Genomic DNA, 18,359 nt, shown 5'->3' on the forward strand with positions numbered 1-18,359 from the left:
TCAGTTCACGGTGGCGCCGGAGGCCTTGACGACCGGTCCCCACTTGGCGATGTCGTGGCGGATCAATGCGGCGAATTCGCCCGGCGTGGTGGGGTGTGCTTCGGCGCCCTCCTGCTGCATGACCTTCTTCATCGCGTCGGTCGACATGACCGCGGTGATCTCGCGCGACAGGCGATCGACCACCGGCGCCGGCGTCCCCGCGGGGGCCAGCACCCCGAACCAGATCGTGATGTCGAAGTCCTTCAGGCCCGCTTCCTGCGCCGTGGGAACCCCAGGCAGCATCGGCGACCGCTCTGCCCCGGTGACGGCCAGCGCCCGCACCTTGCCCTGCGCGATGTACCCGGTCTGCTGCGCAATGGTGTCGAACATCATCGTGAGGCGGCCACCCAGCAGGTCGACCATGGCAGGGGCGCTGCCCTTGTACGGCACGTGCGTGATCTGCAGGCCGGCGCTCGTGCGGAACAGCTCTCCGGAGAGGTGGTTGGAGCTGCCATTGCCCGCGGAACCGAAGGTGAGCTTCCCAGGGTTGGCCTTGGCCAGCTGGATCAGTTCGCCCAGGGACTTCGCCGGCACGGTGGGGTTCACCACCAGCACGTTCATGGTCGTGGCCATCAGGCTCACCGGAGCGAAGTCCTTCACCGGGTCATAGGGCAGCCGGGCGTAGAGCGCAGGGTTGATGGCCAACGTCCCGGTGGTGCCGAAGAACAGGGTCTGCCCGTCCGGAGCCGCCCTGGCAACTGCGACGGCCGCAATGCTGCCGCCGGCACCGCCCTTGTTGTCCACCACCACCGTCTGGCCCAGGCGCTCGCCCAGCTTCTGGGCAAGCAGGCGTGCCATGTTGTCCGTGGGGCCGCCGGCCGGGAACGGCACGACCAGGGTGACCGGCCCGCGCGGGTAAGCGGGGGCCTCGGCCTGCGCCAGGCCGACCATTCCGACGACGGCCGTGACGGCGAGGATCAGTTTCGCGAATCGCATGTCTTGTCTCCTTGTGCGGGAGCAGCTTAGGTGCGGGGCGCCCTGCAGGAAAGAGCAAGCGAGACAATCCAGACTTGCAATAAAGTCAAGCCATGAACCTGAAGCACCTGCACTCGTTCGTGCATGTGGCGGACCAGGGCTCGCTGGCACGCGCGGCCGCCGCCACGGACCTGGCGGAGTCCTTGATCAGCCGGCATGTCGCGGCCCTGGAAGCAGCCTGGGGCGACCGCCTGTTCGAGCGCACCGGGCGCGGCATGGCCCTGTCGGAGTTCGGCAGGCGCATGCTGCCGGAGGTGCGGGCAGCACTGCAGCAGGTGACGCGGCTGGATGCCGTGGCACGCGAGTCGGCGGGCGTGCCCACGGGCACCGTGCACGTGGGGATCCTGCCTTCGTTGGCCCCCCAGCTCCTGCCGCTGCTCTTCGCCGACCTGCGCTCCAGCGCGCCCGGAGTGACGCTGCACGCGGCGGAAGGGTTCAGCGGCGACCTGGACGAGCAGCTGGCCAGCGGGCGACTCGATGTCGCCGTGATCAACCGGTATGGGTCGGCGACCCAGCGCGGCGAGGAAGCGCTGGGCACGGCGGACACCTACCTGATCGGCAAGGCCGGCAGCCCGCTGCTGGCGCACGGAAGCATCGCGTTCAAGGCCCTGGCCGGAGTGCCGCTGGTGCTGCCCGCGGTGCCGAACGGACTGCGGGTCATGCTGGACCAGATGGCGCGGCGCCATCGCATGCGTCTCGACGTGGCCATGGAAGTCGATGGCTCCAGCAGCATGAAAGACGTGGCACTCAGTGGGCACGCCTATACCTTGCTGCCCCTGATGGCAGTGCGACAGGAGCTGGCGCGCCATGCCCTCGAAGCCGTGCCGGTGGTGAAGCCGGGCATCCGGCGCACGATCGTGCTGTCGGTGACGACGCAGCGGCCGCTATCGAGAGCCGCACGGCATGTCATTGGGCTGATCCGGGAGCTGGCGCCAAAGTTGATACGGTGAGCGGATCGGCACGCGCGGCGTCGGCTAGGTCAGTGTCCATGGAACCGCAGCCCAGTTGTCTGCTGGTCGATGAGCTTCTGAGGAAGCACACCGAGCTCATCGAGCTCGGGCGCCGAAGCGGAATTAGCGCAATACCCCGCCGATGGATTCGAGTGCCTCGATGAGCTCTCGCTCGGAAATGCCATACTTCTTCGTGAATTCAGCCTGAGTACCCGTCACTGCACTCAGACTCGGGTGTTCGCTCGCGCTAACCTGGAGGAATCGTGAAAACGTTCCAGGCCAACTCCTCCTCTGCGCAGCGGCAGCAATCGCCGCAGGCTGTGGAATGATGAATTGAGGCCAGGCAGCGAACTTCAGGCGATCAAGGTCGACCGCGAACAGACGGCACATTTCCAATGTGCTTTGCTCAAAACTGCAGTCGCTCAACTCCCCTGACCGCTCGACAGCATACGTTCGACCGTCCGGCCATGGGTTGCGGCCAAAATCGACCGCCCTGAACTTCCCTTCAAACGCGCAACGTAGAAAGTCGTTGCTAAAGATAGGCATGTTCTTGGGTCGACCAGAATAGATGACCGTGCAGTCGCTCAGCCTTGACCCGTAGATGCCCGGCGCAAACTCCGTACTCGCGACCTTTACAGTGCATCGAGAAAGCTCGCAGTCGACCAAGCTGGCGATCCCAGCACTGCCAATCACGATTTGCGCTTGATCTATCGACCTGCCGCGAATGATCTGTCCGACTTGGAAGTCCATTTTATCTGGAAGCCCTGTAGAGAATGTAGCGCATGGTCTCAGTCGGATATCTCCATGCGTGGGTAGCAATCGCATTCAGCGAGGGCGTGTAGTTCGTAATCTCCATCTTCAGCCCCTCACCTGCACGAGGGACAAGATCAGGCCCGACCCTCATCTTCAAGTAGTCGTCTGCACCGGAAATCAAACCTTGCTGCATACGGATCCCAATTCCCGTGTCTACGTACGATCCTATCGCGGCGCTCTCAAACCGATTTGCAATCCATGGCTCCGAGCCACGCAACGCGCGTGCATCGTTGATGGCCGTTCGCCAATCAAGGGACAGTTTCTCAAATGAGTATCCGTCACGCACCTCCTGCGCTGCGGACTGCAAGTTCCGCCAGGTCGGATCAAGTTCGCGGAGCTGAGCAAACCGGTTCCGGTACTCCATCGTGGAACTTTGGAGGGAAACCTGTGAGAACGATAGATCTCCCGTCCTGATGATCGCGACCCCGTCGTTCGTGACGCGAGTCAACGCGATGCTGTCGCCGAGAGCGGGCGTGATTAGTTTCCGGATGCCGTTCAGCAGCGGAGCGGCAGTGGCATCGGTTGAGTAGAGCACGCCGCCGACGCCTGCCGCAACTTTCAACCCGAGTCCGATGCCCCGTATCGTGTATCCACCGGCGAACAGCTGCGCGACATCAGCGAACTTCTCTGCTGCAAGTCCGTATGACGTCCGATAGGACCATCTCGGCACGTCGGAAGCCGGATCTCTGTCAAACCAGTTCGCATTCGGCGCGACACCGCGGCCTAGCAGATTTGCGAGACTCAGAGCCGGCTGCGCCACTGAGTTCCAGAGAGCGCCGGCGGTTTCGAGTGTCAGCGTGTATGCGGACTTGGCAAAGTCGACCGCCGCATCCGGAATCGTGGAACCGATCTGAGTTGGCAGACGAATCAACCCCGTCGGGGGGACGATTGAATAGTCCGCATTGATCGCATAGTCAGAACTTGACGCGAAGTTGATTGAGTTGCCCGTTCGTCTGAGTCCTCCGCGCGAGGACTTGCTAAGTGACACGCCCTCGTTACTCGCCACGAGATCCATATCTTCTGGGTCCACTGGCGAGGCGCTGTACCCAGCAATCTGACGGTTCAGCTCACCTATTTCGGCCATATCTGGCAGAGGGGCACTCGCATGCAGCTGATCTGGGAACAGAGTGTTCGCCGCCGGAGCGCTGCCAATCGAGCTCGCGCCCTCCGCCAGGCTCTCCCCCACCGCATTCCCAAACGCATCCACCGCCACCCGTTGAATCGCCACCGTGCCGCCATGCATCACTGCCGTGACGGTGCCTGCGGCCAAGCCTTTGAGCGACCTGGCTGCCAAGTCACCCATCGGTGTCGCCCGCCACGCGGGCCCGAGCCCGGCCTCCGCGGCTTCTCCAGCACCCGCCCCGAACGCACTGGCCGCCACTCCCCTCCAGTCGAACTGCGCCTGCAGGCCGGTGACCACCCCAATGCCCTGGGTGGTGGCATTGACCACCGCGGAGCGCACCATGGTGTTGCCGAGCGCGGAGGCTTCCCCTCCTAGCGGCGCCCAGCCGGCGAGGCCTGCGCTCACGCCACCTCCGATGGCCGACAGGCCGACCTGCGTCCAGCTGAACTTGTCCTGGACGCCGGTGGCGATGCCGACGGCCTGGCTGAGGATGGAGCCGCCTGCGGCTGCCAGGGCCATCGTTCCGGCAGTGCCCAGCGCGGAGCCCCCGACCGCGAACGATGCCAGCGCTCCGGTGGCACCGCCAGCCGCGCCCCCGGTGAGGACGCCGAAGCCCGCCGACCAGACACTGCCGGAAACCCCCATCGCCGTGGCCGCCACACCTGCGGTGAACACGACGGCGGCCACCATCACCACCGCCATCAGCAACTGCCCCCACCAGTTGTGCTTCTTTTTCGGCACCGGTGTCGCCAGGCTCGGCGTCTTGTCGCCTTCGATCTTGCTTGGGTCGTAGGGCTTGAACGTGCTCGCGTTGTTGCTGATCGTGGAGACGCGGTTCGGGATGTTGAGTGTCTGGCCGACCTTCAGGTCGTTGCCCGAAGCAAGGCCGTTCGCGTCGGCGATGCGGAACCACAGGGAGCTGTCGCCGTACGCGGTCTGCGCGATCGACTGCAGCGTGTCTCCCGAGCGCACTGTGTACGCGCCGGGGCTTGCCGATGGATAGCTCGCGCTGACGCGTGCATAGCCGAAGTCGAAGTCGACGACGTTCGCGAAGTTCGGGTTGTTGTTCGCGCCGCTCGCCGGGTTGTTCGGGTCCACGCCGACGCCGTAGGTCCCGAGCACCTCTCCGTTCACGACCAACTGTCGCTGGATGTTGCCGCCCTGGTTGACGTAGAGCGCGTGGCCGGTGGCGTCGTTGACCAGGGTCCGATCATTTGCGTGCTGCGAGGAGTCCACGACGCCAACCAGGAAGCCGTTGGCGTCGTACTGCTGCGTGGAGTCGCCGGGCAACTGCTTCGTCGACACGCCGTGCGTCGCCGCGCTCTGGTAGCTGTCGAACCGCTTCGTCGTCAGCGTGTATTCGTGGACGACACCGGTGTCGTGGTTCGTGACCGTGTAGCCGACGACGTTCCCCGCCGCGTCGTACCCGTCCGCCACATAGCCCTGGATGTTCTCGTTCGGGTCCCAGCTGATGTCCAGCTTGGCCGAGTTGTCGCTCTTGAGCACCCGCTGGTGCAGCAGGCGCCCGTTCGCGTCATAGCGGTTGATGCGCCCTTCCTTGCCATTCATCTGGTCCGGGGTGAGTCCCTGGTTGATGAGGTTGGCGTACTGCTGCGGCAACGCGCCACCGGGGCCGGACTGCATGACGCGATCGGCGCCGTCGTAGTAGCGCAGGTCGATCTGCACGCCGTCCTTCTCCACGCTCCACAGCCGGTTCAGGGCGTCGTACTTGTACGCCTCCGTGCTGTAGCCGGTCGTTGCGGCGAAGCCGGTCGCTCCGATGCCATAGACGGCCAAGCCGTGCTCGTCGTAGCCCGTGATCACCGGTCCCGTCGTGGACACCACCTTCGACCCCCAGGACGTGTCGCTGGTGCGATTTCCGTTCTTGTCGTAGCTGACGCTGTGGCCCTGAGCGCCGAGATTGCCCGCCGCATCCGCCGCGTCGATGACCACCTGCCGGTTCATCGCGTCGTACTGGTAGTAGCGCTCGCTGCCCGCCGCCACCTCGGAGGCGGCGCCCTGGTAGTCGACGTACGTGCCCACGTGCGTGCGGTTGCCCACCGCGTCGTAGTCCATCACCACGTGCACGCGGGCATCGGCCACATCCCGCAAATTTCCGCGCGCGTCCCAAGCCATGTTGTTGTCCTGGTACGTGATGCCGCCCTGCACCACGCGCTCGCGCACCGTGCGGCCGCCCAGGTCGTACACGTAGGTGGTGGTCTGGCCGTTGGCCCAGTCCTGGATCGTGGTCAGCTGGCCCGCAGCGTCATAGCTGTACGCGAGGTTCTGGCCCGCGCTGCTGGTTTGCGACACGAGCTGGCGCGCGTTGTCGTAGGTGTACGAGTGGCTCACGCCTCCGAGGTCGCTGTGGGAGGTGAGCTTGCCGAAGTAGTCGTAGGTCCATGCGCTCGCATTCCCGTTGGCATCGACCTCCGCAATCTTGAAGCCCTGCGGGTCGTAGGCGTCGCGCACCACCTGCCCCATGGCTTGCTGCGTGGCGACGATGTTGCCGGCCAGGTCGTACGAGTACCGGAGCGTCTCTCCATTGCCATTCGCCTGGGTCAGCTTGCGTCCGAGCTGGTCATAGCTCCAGGTCTCCACGATGGTGCGGCGCCCGAGCGACTGGATGTTGTTGGATCCGTCGACCGCATAGACGTCGACCGGTCCCTTGGCCTGCCGCAAGAGATGGCCCAGCTTGTCGTAGGCGAAGGTGACGACGTTCCCCATGGCGTCCGTGCTGCTGACCTTCTGCCCGAAGACGTTGTACGCGTTGGAGACGATGCCCCCATCGGCGTGGACTTCGGTCACCAGGTGCCCGGCTGCGTCGAAGGACTGGCCGTTCACGTGGCCATTGGCATCGCGCGTGGCGACCTGCCGGCCGAGCACGTCGTAATAGAGCGACGTAACCGCAGCCCCGGCGCCGACGTCCGGCAGGCTTTGCTGCACCAGCTGGTTGCTTGCGTTGTAGCGGTAGGTGGTGATCCAGTAGGCCGCGCGCGGATCGCTGATCTGCACGACGTTGCCCCAGCGATCCGTCTTCTGCTGCACGACCGGGCGCAGCCAGCGCGCGTCGCCGTTCAAGCCGGCGGACTGCGAGACCACTGCGCCATCGGCGGTGCTCCATGCGGCCGAACCCGCCGCGGTGTTCACCGAGACCGCGTACTGCGTCGGCGTGCTCGCGACCAGGTACCCGGGCGTGTAAGCCGGCGTGGTGATCGAGAGGGTCGGCGGCTGCGGGACTGGAGGCACCCACTTCTGCTGCGCCTGCGTCACCCACACCGTCTGGTAGAGGAGCTTCCCGTTCTCGTCGGTGGCGTATACCGGCCTCTGTCCGACCTGCACCTGGTACGAGTAGGTTTCGGTGTAGTACCGGATTTCGTAGTGCGCAGGCACGGCGTAGATCGGGTTCCCCGCTTCGTCGGTGCCCCGGTATCCGGAGGCTCCCACCCAGACCCAGTACGACGCAGTCCGCGTGGCGTAGCGCGTCTCGTAGACAGGCGCGTACGACGTGATGATCGGCACGTAGGTCGGTACCTGCACGTTCACCGTGACGTAGTAGCCGGGCGTGGGCGGATTGACGGTGAGATTCGCTGTCGCCTGCGCGGGCGGAGAACCGGCCAGGATCTGCAACTGGTAGCTGCCGACCGGGACGCCCGCCAGGTACACCTGCTGGGTGCCCGTAGGCGGGCCCTCGGTGAGCGTCTGGCCGGAGTTGTCGATCGCCAGGTTGACCCAGGCGCCTCCGGGCACCCGGTACTGCGCGACCGTCGCATTGGCAGCGTTCCAGATCAGGTAAGGCGTACCGAGCGTCATGCCGATGCGCATGCCCGTGATCGGCGGCAGATTCACCGGCGGCACCCAGTAGGCGGGCTTGGACGCCACCACCGTGAACGCGCCGGTGGCGTGCGCGGTCGGCACGTTCTGGCCGTTCACGGTCCAGAGCAGCTCGAACTGGTAGGTCCCCGCGCCCAGTGCGCTCGTGTTGACCCCGTTGAAACCCTGGACTGGAGTGGTCACCGGCAGCGCAGTCCATGCCCCGGTGCTGCCATTGGGACGGAAGCGGAACACCTGTGCCCAGGATGCGCCGGGCGAAGCCCAAGTCAGGATGCCGGCGCCCGCACCTCCCTGCCCGCACTGGATGGGCGTCGAGATGACATTCAGCGGCGGCGGCGTGATCGCGACGGTGCCGGTGCCGGTGATGCGCGTCGGCTGGTTCGAAGACGTGACCAGGACGCGGTACTCGTAGCTGCCCACGGCAAGCCCCGCCGCGTTGAAGCGATACGCAGCGCCGAATGCATTCAGGCCTGCTTCCCACCAACCCGTGTCGCCGGTGCTGCCGGCCGCGCGTAGCTGGAGCGACACGGCCGCGTTCGGGTCCGGCGGCGCGGCCACATCGATCTCGTTCGCGCCATAGCCGGGCGTCTGGTCCACCACCGTCACCCAGTTGCCGGCCGTGTCCTTCTTGAGCACGACGATGCGGGTGACGCTGCTCACGCCGAGGTCGCTGCTGGTACTGGACTCGCTCCAGCGCAGCGTCGCGCCCGAGGCGCACGCGTCCCCATTCATCACGCCGGAGGTGAAGGAGCGGATGGTGCTGCTGGCAACGTAGCCGCCCGCGGTCGACGTCGAGCTTCCCCCGTTCTCCGATCCGCTTTCGTTCGAGCCGCTCACGTACACGGAGGTCCGGTACTCGATCGTCACGCGGATGTCGCCGCTGCCCAGCCGCGCAAGGCTGTTCCAGGTCAATGCCACCTGGTTCGCTGCACCGTTCACGGTCGCACTGTTCTGCACGGTGGCCGTCGTGTACTGCTGCTGCACGGACACGCCACCCTGCAGTTCCAGGCGCGCGGCCTGCGTCCTGGAGATCACGCGGCCGAGTGCGTCGACCTGGATGTCCTCCCGCCGCGTGGACGGGTTGGCCGCCGCCGCCTGGGCATTCGCGAAACTCTTGATGTCGAGGTCGTCGCGTCCGGACCCGGAGCTGCGGATCTGCGCCGTGATGTTCCCGAGCCCGTCGTACAGGTTGATGCGGTCGACGCCGTCGCCGCTGTTCGTGCGCCAGAGCCGCCCGGCGTTGTCGTATTCGAAGTATTCCTGCCCGCCGCCCTGCGTTCCCTTGCGCGTGATGTCACCGAAGCCGTCGTACTCGATGACGGTGCTCACCACCCCGGCCTGGGCCTGGCTCACCGTGACGATGTTGCCCGCGGCGTCCGCGCTGAGGGAGGTGGACGCGGGAGTGCGCGTCTCGACCAGGCGGCCGAGCTTGTCGTAGAGATCCAGTTCGAAAGCGGTGTGCGTGATGCCGTCGTTGCCGGTCACGCCCTGCCATTGCTTGGCGAGGTGCGCGTAGGCGTCGTACGAGCTGTATTGGCTGTTGCCGATAGCGTCCGTCGTCTGGATGGCGCGGCCCTGGACATCGAACAGAGTGGAGACGGTGCGATCGTTCGCGTCGGCCACGGGCGGCGTCAAGCTGGTGGGGGTGGGCGCGACCGCAAGAATGGCGTAGTCCGTCTTCGCGACGACGTTTCCGTGGGCATCGCGGCGGAACGCTGTGACCGGATTGGCGGTCGCGCCGGTCTGCGTCCTTCCGTACGCCGGCGCTGCGATGGCCGCCACGCGGCCGAGTGCGTCATAGTAGGAAATGGTCGCGTTGCCCGCTGCGTCGACGGCCCGGGTCTGGTTGCCGACCGCGTCGTACTCGTAGCGCGTCGTCAGGTCCAGCCGGCTGCTGCTCGCGTCGCTGCGCGTGCTCGCCTCGACCGAGAGCCGCGTCTCGCTCGTCTTGCGATTGAGGAGGTCGTAGCCGTAGGTGGTGGCGCGGTCGTCGGCGCTCGCGGCAGGGGTGCCGTGGCTGGCGACGGTCCAGCCGGGCGCCACTGCATTGGCGAACTCCGTGGCCTTGGTGAGGTTGCCCTGCACGTCGAACACGCGGCTGGTGAGATAGCCGAGCGCATCGACGGTGCCGACCTCGCGACCGCCGACGTCGAAGTAATGCGACGTCGTGGCCCAGGTGTTCGCCATGACCAGCTTCTGCTGCTGCACGAGCTGCCCGAAGGCGTCGTACACGCTGAGCGTCGTCTTCGCCACGTTATCGGTCTGCGCAACGCTGCCGGTCCACTGCGAGACGAAGGCGGTCGGCTCCTGCGTCTGCAGCAGCCGGCCCGCGCGGTCGTAAGTGGACTGCAGCACGCGGTCCTTGCTGTGGTCGAACCCGGTGGCGCCCAGCGCAGCGGCCACCTGCGCCTTGGTGGCCGCCTGCGACGCCGCGGTGATCGTGGTCGAGGCCAGCGCGGTCTTGGCGCCATAGCGCGTGAGGCTGGTCACGTCACCGAAGGCGTTACGTGCATACGCTGTGACGTAGCCAAGAGCGTCGATCTCGTAGCTGACATGCCCGAGGACGTCATAGACCTTCTGGCTGATGGCGTCCCCGACATCGCGGTTGGCGACCGCGTTGCCCAGGGTGTCGTACCAGGTGCGTGACTCGAGCGCCCTCAGCGTTTCGACACGGCTGGCGACTCCCACCGCGCCGTTCGAGGTGACCGCATCGCCCGCGGCGTTGTACACGCCGATAGCCGGATAGACGACGTGCACCTGCCGGCCGAGAGCGTCGTATTCGTAAGTGGTCGTGCGCTCTTCGGGGCGGCCTGCCGCTTCGGTGCGGCGCGTAAGGTTGCCGAGCGCGTCGTAGGCGAGGCGCGTGACCACGGAAGACGGTGCTTCGGACGACAGTGCGATGTTCCCTGCGCCATCGAGGCTCGCCGAAGTGAGCTGGACCTTCGGCGTCGTTTCCGTGAGCATCCGCCCGGCCGCGTCGTACGTGTACGTCCAGGTGAATCCGCTCTTGTTGCCAAAGGAGAGCTTGTGTCCGAGCGCGTCGTAGCCGTAGGTCTCCGTCGCGTTGAGCGCGTCCGTCGCTGAGATCAACTGGCCGGCCGCGTTGTAGCTGTAGACCGCGACCTGGTCCGAGCCCGCCAGCGGACGCACTGTCGCAGCAATGGCGGACGCTGTCGTGGCCGTGCCGTCCGCGAGCGGGGTAGCGTAGCGTGTCGTCCGCAGCAGCCGGCCCGCGCCGTCGTACTGCCTCGCCTGCACCGCGCCGATTGCGTCCACCGTGTACACAAGTTGTCCCGCGGCGTCGTACGCCTTGCGGATCAGGCGGTCCGCCAACGGATTGGCAGCTACCAGGGGCGTCAGGGCGGCCAGGGTTGGAGTCGCACCCGTCGGTGGCGCGATCGGGTTGGCATAGGCAACGGTTGCGGTCACGTTCCCGGCCGCGTCGTAGCGCGTCTCCACGACTGCGCCCAGCGCGTCCACTGCCAGCACCTGGCGGCCAGCGGCGTCATAGGCCAGCCAGGTCGATCGATCGTTGGCTGTGTCGGGCTTGAGCAGGGAACGGATCGCACCGGCAGTGGATGCCGCGCCCACGGTGGGTACGCTCGCAATCGGATTCGCATACGCGGTGCGACGCAGCACGTGCCCGTCCGCGTCCAGGACCTGTTCGGTCACGCCCCGCAGCGCATCGACCTGCAGCACCAGGCGGTTGGCCGAGTCGTAGGCCATCGAAGTGGCGCGGTCGTTGGGACCCGCGGCGACGGTGCTGGGCGCGGCTCCAGCAGGGACCGCCGTGGTGTACGCGACCTGGCGAACCACGTTGCCGTTGTTGTCGTAGACGTTCTGCGTGACGGCGCCGGTGCCGTCGGCCGTCCACGTCAGGCGGCCGGCGGCGTCGAAGGTGTTGCGGGCGATGGCATCGCATCCGGGACTCGCGACCGCGGCCACAGCCGCTGCGAGTGCGCCCGTCGTCGCGGCGGTGTTGGTGGCGATGGCCACGGAATAGGCCGTGCGCTGGACGACGTTGCCATTGCCATCGTAGGCACGAGAGACGACAGCGCCAATGCCGTCGATGGTGTAGACCGCTCGGTTCAACGCGTCGTAGACCGTGCGGATGGTCTCGTCCCGGGCCGCATCCGCGACCGGCGTGGGCAAGCTTCCCGGCTGCCAGGTGGCGAGGTTCACGGTGTTCGCGTAGGCCGTTCGCGTCACGACATTGCCGTTGCCGTCGAAGACGTAGCGCACGACCGCGCCCGTTCCATCGACCGTGGCCGTCATGCGGCCGTCCTTGTCGTAAACGCGGTTCTCGACGGCGTCGAACGCTACCTGCGGCGCAACGAGCGCCTGCACTTGCGCAGCGCTTGGGGTCGTCGGCAGGCCGGTGAGCGCGATCGGCGTCACGTACGCGATGGTCTTCACCACCCGCCCCTCGGCGTCATACTGCTCCTGCCGCACGTTGCCGAGCGGATCGACCGTGAACACCAGCCGATCGTCCGCGTCGTAGGCGTAGCGCGTCACGTTCTGGCGCGCGTCGGTGCTGGTGAGCACGTTGCCGTTGCGGTCGTAGCTCCAGCTGCGCTGGAGGTTCAGCCCGTTGGGGTCCACGCGCTCCTGGATGCGCCGACCCAGGCTGTCATAGCTGTACTGGGTCACCGTGCCACCGGGCGTGCGCACCGTCAGCACCTTGCCCCGGCCGTCCAGCGTGTACGTCGTCTGCAGGTTCAGCCCCGCCGGGTCCACCGTCTGCCGGGTGGTCCGTCCCATCCGGTCGAACTCCGTCGTGGTCAGGATGCCGTTCGCATCGGTCACCGAAACGCGCTGTCCTTTCGCGTCGTACTGGTAGGCGGTCGTGAGATTCAGTCCGTTGGGGTCCACGCGCCGGGTGAGCACCCGGTTGGCCGCGTCGTACGCATAGGCCACCACGCTTCCGTTCGCATCCGTGGTCGTCACCAGCCGGTCCGCGGCGTCGTACGCGCTGGACGTCGTGGTGAGCGGCGTGCTCGCCTGCACCTGGTTGCCGTCGGCGTCGTAGCGGTAGACCGTGGCCTGCCCGTTGGCATCCGTGATGCTCTGCACCTGTCCGTGGCGCGTGTACGTGGTGCGGGTGACGATGCCTTCGGCTGTGGTCACCGTGAGCGTGCGCGCGCTCGCGTCGTAGGCGTAGCTGGTGACGTTGCCGAGCGCGTCCGCCTGGGTCAGCACGCGGGAGAATGCGTCGTAGCTGGTGGCGCGCAGGGCGTTCGCGGGATCGCGCGTGGTGACGACGCGCCCAAGCCGGTCGAAGGACTGCTCCCGCACGTTGCCGTTGCCGTCGATGGAGCGCGTGAGTCGACCGAATGCGTCGTACACCGCGGAGCTCACCACATTGAGCCCGGCGGCATCCTGCACCGTGCCGATCCGCAGCCCGCGCCGGTCGATGCTGTACGTTTCCAGCAGGCTCACGCCATCGCCCGTGACCTGCCGTCCGATTTCCGCGCCGAACGCGTTGTACGTGGAGGCGGTGACCGTCCCGACTGCATCCGTGGTGGAGGCAAGCTGGCTGTCCCGCGTGTAGGTGAAGCTCGTGCGGCTGTCCAGGGTGGGATTGGCCCCCACAGTCACCACGCCCAGCCCGCCCGCCAGGCCGGTGGTGCTGATGCGGCTGGCGTACGCGATCGTGTCCGTCAGGCGGCCGCGCGCGTCGTAGCGCCTTTCCTGCACTTCGCCGAGAGCGTTGACCTGGAAAGTGAGCGCGCCATCCGCGTTGTAGAAGTAGACGGTGCGATTGCCGGGCGGGTCCGTGCTGGAGATCCGGCGGCTGGCCGCGTCGTAGCTGTAGCTGGTGCCGTACTGGGCCCACACGGCATCGACCTGCGCCTGGGTCTGTCCGCCGGTGAGCAGGGAGGCACCGACCGCCGACAGCTCGCCCGTGAGCCGGCCTTGCACGTCGTAGCGGACGAGCAGCGTCCGGACCTCGCCGGTGCCGGCGGCGCGCACGGTGGAGACCAGGTTACCGGCGCTGTCGTACGCGTATTGGGTCACCACGCCTTCGGGGCTGGTCTCCTGCATCAGCCGGTCGAGACTGTCGAAGCTGCGCAGCGTGCAGCGGTCCTGCGGAGTCGGTGCAGGCCGGACAGCCGCCAGGTTCCCCAGCGCGACGGCTGCCGTGTTCGCCCGGGTCGCATAGCGGGTGGACCAGGTCTCGTTGCCGTTGCCGTCGTACACGGATTCGGTGAGGTAGCCCTCGCCGTCGATGCGACCCACCACCCGGCCCTCGCCGTCGTACAGCGAGAATTCGTGGATGTCCGAAGCGGATGCAGCCGGTGTGAGCTGCGCGAGCGTGCCGGCGGCGCGCAGCGTGCTGTCGGTCCCGGTCGCGAATCGCACCCGCTCGGAAAGCTGCCCCGCCGCCGTGTAGTTCTGGACCGTGAGCCAGCCCTCGGCATCGAGCGTGCCGGCCAGCCGGCCGGCGTCGTCGTAGAAGTTGCGGGCGACGCGGTCCTGCGCGCTGGCCGCGGGCAGCCCCACCGTGCCCGGGCCGACATAGCCGGCGCTGGCAGCGGTCGGGATGGTGCTCGCGTAGCTCACCGTCTGCACGAGCCGTGAGGCGCCGTCGTAGCGCAGCTCCGTAACCAGTGCGGTGGCTCCCATGCCAGTGCTCGTGGCGGTGCGGACCAGGCGGCCGGCGGCGTCGTACTGGCGCCACTCGCCGCGGTCGTTCGCCGACTCGGCGGGACGCAGCCCCGCGGCAGTGAGCGTGAGAACCGGCAGGCCTGTTGCATCGATGAGCGCCGCGGTGTTGATCGCCGTGCCCCAGGCCATCGTGGAGGTCACCAGTCCCCGCCGGTCGTAGGCGTACTCGGTCATCGAGCCGTTGCCGTCGATGTCGGCGGTCTTGCGGCCCGCCTCGTCGTAGAGGGTCCACTTCCGCACCCCGGTGGGGTCTTGCGTCATGCGCAGGCGGTTTTCGGCATCGTAGAAGTAGCGCGTCTCGCCCAGGGCCGCACCGGCCGCATTCGACTGCACCACCGAGAACATCCGGCCTGCGGCATCGAAGGAGCTGGTGGTGAGCAGCCCGTTTGCCTGCGTCACCAGCGTCTTGCGGCCGACGTCGTCGTACTGCGTGACCGTGACTTGCCCCAGCGCGTTGGTCGTGGCGAGCGCGCGCCCAAGGCCGTCGTAGGTGAAGGTGGTGCTTCCGTTGGTGGCCGATACCGTCTGGAGCAGTTGGCCGGCGGCGCTGTAGACGTAGCGCTGGACGGATTGCGAGCCGTCGGCGATGCCGGAGCCATCGCTGGCCACGCGCGCGTAAGAGGTCCGGGCCTGCAACTGGCCCCGCGCGTCATAGGCGAGATCGACCCGTTGCGTGAGCGTGAGATCCTGCTGCGACGCCCATCCCGCCACCGTGCTCTCGGTCAACGCTGCCTCGGGCGCGAGCCCCTGCACCGGATACAACGCCCCCGCGTACGTGATGCTGGCGACCCGCTGGCCGAACCCGTCGTAGCGGTATTCCATGACGTTGCCCGCGGCACTGACGCTGAAGCGCAGGAGGTTTCGGGCGCCCGCTTCGTACACCCAGCGATCCGTCAGTGCGCCCGAGGGCAGCGCCGGCCCAGCCCCATCCGGATCCGCAACGGTGTACGTCGTCTGCGACAGCAGCTGGTTGCGCGCGTCGAAGCTGCGGGTGATCGTGTCGCCGGCGACATCGCGCTGGAGCACCTGGTTGCCGTTGCCGTCGTACTGGAACGTGGCGACTTTGCCTTCGCCATCCGTCACCGACAGCACGTTGCCCGTCGCGTCGTACGCGAACTGCCGTACGGCGCTCGCGCCCGCTACGGCAGGGCCGGTGATCGCGGTGATCTGGGCCGAGGCGTCGTAGTCGTAGCGCGTCACCAGCCCCAGGGGATCCGTGACCGTCGTGAAGCGCATCCCGTACGTGAAGCTGGTCGTCTGGTTGAGCGCGTCGCGCACGGTGGCGACCTTGAAGTTGCCGCCGCCGGCGTCGACGTACGTGAAGGCGACACTGGTCCCGTCGGCCTGCGTGATGCTGGCGATGCGCTTGCTGCTGCCGTCGTAGGTGTAGGTGGTCTGGTAGACCTTGCCATCGGCCGTGCTGTTGTCGGCCGGTGTGAGGTCCACCACGACACTGGCCAGACGATTGCTCGCGTCGTAGCCGTAGTGGACCCGCGTGGTGGTCACGCCCGCGGCGACGGTGCGGACCTGGGCGAGGTTGTTGCCGCTGTAGTCGTAATAGACCGACTCGCCGCTCGCGGTGGTCACGGCGCTCAGGAAGCCGTTCGCTCCGTATGCGTACGCTACGGCGTTGCCGGCCTGGTCCTTGCTGGAGACCAGCCGCATCGCGCCGCTTCCTTCATAGCGCTGCGTGGTGCCGCTCGCGCCATCGCGCCACTCGTACTGTTCATCGGTTGCGACGTAGGCGATGGTGTCGTACGCACCGCCGCCCTCGGTGGATACGTACGCAGCGCGGCCGGCATCGAAGGTGTAGAGCGCTGCGGCGCCGTCGGCGTCCACCCGCTGGATGGTGCTACCCGCCGTGTTGAGCACGCCGGAGAGCACCAGCATCCCGATGCCGCTGGCCCACCCGTCGGCGTTGTGATCGATGAGCGATCCATTGCTGTTGTACGTCCTCAGGACCGGGGCGTCCTGGCCGCGTGCGACCAGCAGGTCGTCCTGGTCCTGCACCACCAGCTGCCCGCTGGCGATGTTGACCGCGACCTCCTGGCCGTTGCGCCCTTGCTGGGCGCCCCCCACGAGGTCCTTGAAGCCAAGCACTTCGCCGGAGGCGAGGCTCAGGCCCGCTCGCAAGCCGCTGACGATTTCGACCATCGCGTGTCCCTGGATCTGGGTTGAGGAAGCGGCACCCAAGCTCGTGCCCTGCCCCCAATACGTCCTCGGGCGAGCGACTTTGTTTAGCGGCTAAACCGGTGCGGTTTTTCGCGGATATACGTGGGCACACAGCGGGAGATCCCATGGACCAGGACACGCGCTTCGATGGGCTGATCAGCGAAGGGCTCGCCGCCAGCAGCGGGCAGCAGCGGCAAGCGGCCATCGACCTGTTCACCCGCGCCAGCGCGCTGCGGCCCGCGTCGGGCATTCCGCATTTCCTGATCGGCTCCGAGCACGCGGCAGCCGGCGACCTGCAAGCGGCCGAGTCCGCATTCGCGAATGCGGTGCTGCTGGCGCCCGGCTTCGAGCTGGCCCGCTACCAGCTGGGGCTCTTGCAGTTCAGTGCCGGCCGCGCCGCCATCGCGCTGGTGACCTGGCAACCCTTGTTCGGCCTGGGCAGGCAGGCCTCGCTGGGCCGCTTCGTGCGCGCGTTCGCGGCGCTCGCGCAGGACGGCCTGCAGGAAGCACTGGCGCTGTTCGAGGCGGGGCTGGCTTGCGACGACCTGAACCTCACCGTCGCGAGCGACGTGCGGCAGGTGACCGCCGGCTTGCGCGCCCTGCTCTCATCTCCAGGAGAAAGCGCCCCACGGGGCGAGGCGCACGTGCTGCTGGCAGCCTACGCGCGCGGGCTCCACTGATCGGACAGGGCTTCGAGCAAAGCCTCGACGCGCCGTGCGCCGGGCGCTGCATGCGCCAGTTCCCGCGCGAGCTTGCACAGCGCGTCCGAGGCATCGATCGCCTCGCCTTGAGTCGCCTCGCGCGCCGCGCCGTCGGCGTCGCCGGATACCGCATGCGCGAGTGCCAGTGCGCCGTGCGCCTGTGCGTCCGCCGGGTCCAGCTGCACCGCCGATCGCAGTGCGGCCAGCGCGCCGGCGGTCTCCCCCAGCAGCAGCCGCGTCCAGCCGAGCGCCACCCAGCTCTGTGCGTGCGAAGGCATGGCTTGCACAGCGCGTTCCAGCGCGTCGCAAGCGGCCGGGAAGTCACGCTCCAGCAGGCAGGCAAAGCCCCAGGCCAACAGCGTGCGGCCGTCCTGCGGCTTGCGCGCGAGCGCCTGCTGCAGGAAGCCACGCGCTTCGTCGGGCGAACGCGCCGCCAGAGCCAGCGAGCCACGCGCCACCAGAGCCTCGGGCTGGCGCGGATCCGACTGCAGCGCGAAGTCCGCCAGCGACCGCGCGGACGCGAGCTCGTCGAGGTCCAGGGCGATGAGGCTTGCCACGCCCGCGGCCACGGGGGCCAGCCGCTTTGCCGCCTGCGCCTCGCAGGTCCACGCCCAGGCGGCGTCCAGCGCGCCTCGCTCGTGGCAGGCGCGCAGCCAGAGCGCCTGCGAGCGCCCCGCCAGTTCGGGCGGCAGTGTCAGGTGCGGGGGAAAGTCGTCCAGCAGGGGCTGCAAGAGCTCGCAGGCCGCGGCGGCGTCTCCCTCCAGCAAACGCACGTAGGCCAGGTCATGGACCAGCACCGCGTCACCCCGGGCGCTCGCGCGCAGCTCCTCGAGCAAGCTGCGGGCGCGCGCCAGGTCGCGGGTGGCGATGCTCCACTGGGCGAGGCGGAACCTCCACTCGGCCGCGCCGGGCGCGAGCCGCTCGCCGCTTTCGATATATGCAGCGGCCTGCTCGTGGCGACCGCAGGCCATCGCCTCCTCGCAGGCCTCCGCGAGCAGGCCGGCGTTGGCCGGGTCTTGCGCCAGGTAGCCCGCGAGCCGGACCAGGCGCGGGGACGGCGGAGGGCTGGCGGGCTGGTTCATG

General features: G+C 67.6%; 6 protein-coding genes. 2 read left to right on the forward strand and 4 right to left on the reverse strand.

The genetic code is table 11. The features are described 5' to 3' along the window. Window positions 1-975: a Bug family tripartite tricarboxylate transporter substrate binding protein gene (locus JJB11_RS12475; RefSeq protein WP_201171276.1), complete on the reverse strand. Its 975-nt coding sequence runs from the start codon at window positions 973-975 to the stop codon at window positions 1-3. Between the two features lie 92 nt (window positions 976-1,067). Between JJB11_RS12475 and JJB11_RS12480 the strand changes: the two genes are divergently transcribed. Next, entirely contained in the window at window positions 1,068-1,964 is an 897-nt protein-coding gene (locus JJB11_RS12480; RefSeq protein ID WP_201171279.1) for a LysR family transcriptional regulator, read from the forward strand. Between the two features lie 123 nt (window positions 1,965-2,087). Here JJB11_RS12480 and JJB11_RS12485 read toward each other — a convergent pair whose 3' ends face one another. After that, window positions 2,088-2,714, reverse strand: a complete 627-nt coding sequence (locus JJB11_RS12485) for a hypothetical protein (protein ID WP_201171281.1) — start codon at window positions 2,712-2,714, stop codon at window positions 2,088-2,090. A 1-nt stretch (window position 2,715) separates the two neighbouring features. Next, window positions 2,716-16,557: a LysM peptidoglycan-binding domain-containing protein gene (locus JJB11_RS12490; protein ID WP_201171287.1), complete on the reverse strand. Its 13,842-nt coding sequence runs from the start codon at window positions 16,555-16,557 to the stop codon at window positions 2,716-2,718. Between the two features lie 143 nt (window positions 16,558-16,700). On the opposite strand from JJB11_RS12490, the gene JJB11_RS12495 reads away from it, so the two are divergent. After that, the gene (locus JJB11_RS12495; RefSeq protein ID WP_201171290.1) at window positions 16,701-17,255 is read left to right on the forward strand and encodes a hypothetical protein; all 555 of its coding nucleotides are present in this window, start codon (window positions 16,701-16,703) and stop codon (window positions 17,253-17,255) included. Here the strand turns inward: JJB11_RS12495 and JJB11_RS12500 are convergent. After that, a complete protein-coding gene (locus tag JJB11_RS12500) occupies window positions 17,234-18,358 on the reverse strand; it encodes a tetratricopeptide repeat protein (protein ID WP_201171293.1) in 1,125 nt (374 codons plus the stop codon). The genes JJB11_RS12495 and JJB11_RS12500 overlap by 22 nt on opposite strands. Between the last annotated feature and the right edge of the window lies 1 nt (window position 18,359).

The sequence above is a fragment of the Ramlibacter ginsenosidimutans genome (genome assembly GCF_016654015.1).
In the GTDB taxonomy this organism is placed as follows: Bacteria; Pseudomonadota; Gammaproteobacteria; order Burkholderiales; family Burkholderiaceae_C; genus Ramlibacter; species Ramlibacter ginsenosidimutans.

Excerpts from the sequence above, each read along its gene's own strand:
- JJB11_RS12475 (WP_201171276.1), bottom strand. The coding sequence starts at position 975 with ATGCGATTCGCGAAACTGATCCTCGCCGTCACGGCCGTCGTCGGAATG.
- JJB11_RS12480 (WP_201171279.1), top strand. The coding sequence starts at position 1,068 with ATGAACCTGAAGCACCTGCACTCGTTCGTGCATGTGGCGGACCAGGGC.
- JJB11_RS12485 (WP_201171281.1), bottom strand. The coding sequence starts at position 2,714 with ATGGACTTCCAAGTCGGACAGATCATTCGCGGCAGGTCGATAGATCAA.
- JJB11_RS12490 (WP_201171287.1), bottom strand. The coding sequence starts at position 16,557 with ATGGTCGAAATCGTCAGCGGCTTGCGAGCGGGCCTGAGCCTCGCCTCC.
- JJB11_RS12495 (WP_201171290.1), top strand. The coding sequence starts at position 16,701 with ATGGACCAGGACACGCGCTTCGATGGGCTGATCAGCGAAGGGCTCGCC.
- JJB11_RS12500 (WP_201171293.1), bottom strand. The coding sequence starts at position 18,358 with ATGAACCAGCCCGCCAGCCCTCCGCCGTCCCCGCGCCTGGTCCGGCTC.